The 804-nt window shown below is 60.1% G+C and carries 1 protein-coding gene; it reads right to left on the bottom strand.

Annotated features, from left to right (window positions below; translation table 11 throughout):
• Window positions 1-32: 32 nt before the first annotated feature.
• Window positions 33-804 (bottom strand): IS5 family transposase (locus KDH83_RS30930; protein ID WP_212322895.1); only part of this gene is annotated, 772 nt, incomplete at its 5' end.

Raw genomic sequence — 804 nt, 5'->3', positions numbered from 1 at the left:
CGTTTAGGCTACGATGCGCGCCCTAGAGCGTGTTATGAACTTTGCGCAGGAGCCATATTGGCAAGCATCAAGATGGTGAATACGACGAAGTGCAGTCCGGCTAGGGTTTCAGGCAGCCGTTCATAATCACGGGCCAGCCGTCGAAATCGATTCAGCCATCCGAAGCTGCGCTCAACGACCCATCGGCGAGGCAGCAGGACAAACCCTTTCTTGGCCTCGGGCAGCTTGACCACATGCAGATCAATGCCTTGTGCTTGCGCCGCCTGGGCCGAGTCCTGGCCCGTATACCCTTGGTCGGCAAACGCCACCTTGACCGTGTCGCCCATCACCGTCTGAACCTGCTGGGCCAACTCGCCCACCTGGGCTCGCTCCTGCTCGTTGGCCGGCGTGACATGCACCGCCAATAAGTGCCCCAAGGTATCGACAGCCATATGAACCTTGCTGCCTTTCTTGCGTTTGTAGCCGTCATAACCCGCTCGCGGTCCGCTTTCGCACGTCGATTGCAGCGTGCGGCCATCCAAAATCACCGCGCTGGGCTGACCCTGACGTTCCTGCGCCACGCGCAAGACCGAACGCAGGTCATGCACCATCGCTTCAAAACAGCCCGCTTGCAACCAGCGCTGCGTCTGCTGATACACCGCCTCCCAGGGCGGAAAATCATTGGGCAGCAACCGCCACGGCGCGCCTGCCCGGGCCATCCACCGCAAGGCGTTGAACATCAACCGTATCTCATACTTGCGCTGCCGCGCTTGTTCGTCCATCAGCGTCAGATACGGCGCCGCAAACGACCATTCTTCATCACTC

This window comes from Achromobacter sp. Marseille-Q0513, assembly GCF_018195695.1.
Taxonomy (GTDB): domain Bacteria; phylum Pseudomonadota; class Gammaproteobacteria; order Burkholderiales; family Burkholderiaceae_B; genus Achromobacter.
Note: the sequence above shows the minus strand (reverse complement) of the source record. Positions and strands in the feature narration are given on the sequence as shown.